The following is a 1,720-nucleotide window of genomic DNA, read 5'->3' as shown; positions in this document are numbered from 1 at the left end:
GGTTGGCGACGATGCCGCGCAACAGGTTGCGCCAATGGCCGGCCAGGCGTTCCACGGTGGAGGCGTCGAACAGGTCGGTGGCGTAGTCGAAAACGGCGCAAAAACGCTGCTCTTCGTCCGTCAGGTCCAACGTCAAGTCGAACTGCGCCGTCCGGCTGTCGAACTGCACGCTTTCCATCTGTAACTCGTCGAAGCGGAATGCCTGGCCGTTGCCACGGGCTTCGCTCTGGTAGTTGAACAGCACCTGGAACAGCGGGTTGTGGCTAAGACTGCGCTCCGGCTGCAAGGCCTCCACCAGTTGCTCGAACGGCAGGTCCTGGTGCGCCTGGGCCTCCAGCGCGCGTTGGCGGGCCTGGGCCAGCAGCTCGTCGAAGCCCATCCGACCGTCCAGGTCGGCCTTGAGCACCTGGGTGTTGACGAAGAAGCCGATCAGCCGCTCGATCTCCACGCGGTTGCGATTGGCGATCGGCACGCCGACACGGATATCCGCCTGCCCGCTGTAGCGATACAGCAGCGCCTGGAACGAAGCCAGCAACAGGGCGAAGGCAGTAGCCCCCTCCTGCTGGGCCACGCGCCTGAGCGCCTGGGACAGATCAATATCCAGTTCCAGGATGAACTGGGCACCACGATGGCTTTGCCGAACCGGGCGCGGCCGGTCGAATGGCAACTCCAGNGCACCACGATGGCTTTGCCGAACCGGGCGCGGCCGGTCGAATGGCAACTCCAGCACCGGCTGCTCGCCGCCCAGCAGGCCGGTCCAGTACGCCAACTGGCGCTCCTTTTCCCCAGCCTCCATCCAGCTGCGCTGCCACAGGGCGTAGTCCGCGTACTGGATCGGCAAAGCCGGCAGCGCTACCTCGAGCCCTCGACTATAGGCGGCATAGAGCTGGACCAGTTCCTCGACCATCACCTGCATCGACCAACCGTCGGACACGATGTGATGCTGGACCAGCACCAGCACATGGTCGTCCTCGGCCAGCCGCAACAGGCTCACCCGCAGCAGCGGCCCACGCTCCAGGTCGAACGGCCGCGCGATCGTCGTCTCGACCTGCCGAGCGAGGGCGCCCTCCTCGAGCGGCCCCAACGCGACGATATCCAACGGCAATGCCATGGATGCGGCGATCTCCTGGCGCGCCTCGTCGCCGTCGAGGCGAAAACGGGTGCGTAGGGTCTCGTGCCGCGCAACCAGGCTGTCGAAGCTGCGTTGCAGGGCATCCAGGTCCAGCCGCCCACGTAGACGCAAGACACTCGGGATATGGTAGGCCGCGCTTTCCGGCTCCAGTTGCCAGAGAAACCACTGTCGCTCCTGGGCATAGGAGAGCCGCAGGGGCTCGCCGTCCTGGCGCTTGAACACTGGCGCGATCTCGAAGAGATTGACACCTTGCTGCTTGAGCAGGACAGCCAATGCCTTCCTTTCCTGGGGGGAAAGGGAGCCCACCTTCTCTATGAGTGCTTGCACGCTACCGCCTCTTAGGAAATCAGTTTTTCAAGTTCATCGGCAGATAGACGTTTGAGCGCCTCCAGGGATTTAGCCAGGGCATCTTCCACCGGCGCGCTCTCGGCCTTGAGGGTCTCGACGCCGTGGCAGAACTCACCCAGTGTCTCCGCGGTGAACATCGACTTGATCGGCACCTCCAGGTGCAGTCGTTCGCGTAGGCGGCCAATGACCTGGGTGGCCAGCAACGAGTGGCCGCCAAGCTCGAAGAAGTTGTCGTCGAGC

Annotated in this window: 2 protein-coding genes; both read right to left on the bottom strand. The window is 64.2% G+C overall.

Translation table 11 applies throughout. The features are described from left to right. Positions 1 to 1,459: condensation domain-containing protein (locus LT948_RS33015; RefSeq protein WP_232197170.1), on the bottom strand; the 1,459-nt coding region annotated here is incomplete at its 3' end. An 11-nt stretch (positions 1,460 to 1,470) separates the two neighbouring features. After that, a partial coding sequence (locus tag LT948_RS33010) for a phosphopantetheine-binding protein (RefSeq protein ID WP_034003055.1) occupies positions 1,471 to 1,720 on the bottom strand: 250 nt, incomplete at its 5' end.

Source organism: Pseudomonas sp. CP-1 (assembly GCF_021213715.1).
In the GTDB taxonomy this organism is placed as follows: domain Bacteria; phylum Pseudomonadota; class Gammaproteobacteria; order Pseudomonadales; family Pseudomonadaceae; genus Pseudomonas; species Pseudomonas aeruginosa.
Note: the sequence above shows the minus strand (reverse complement) of the source record. Positions and strands in the feature narration are given on the sequence as shown.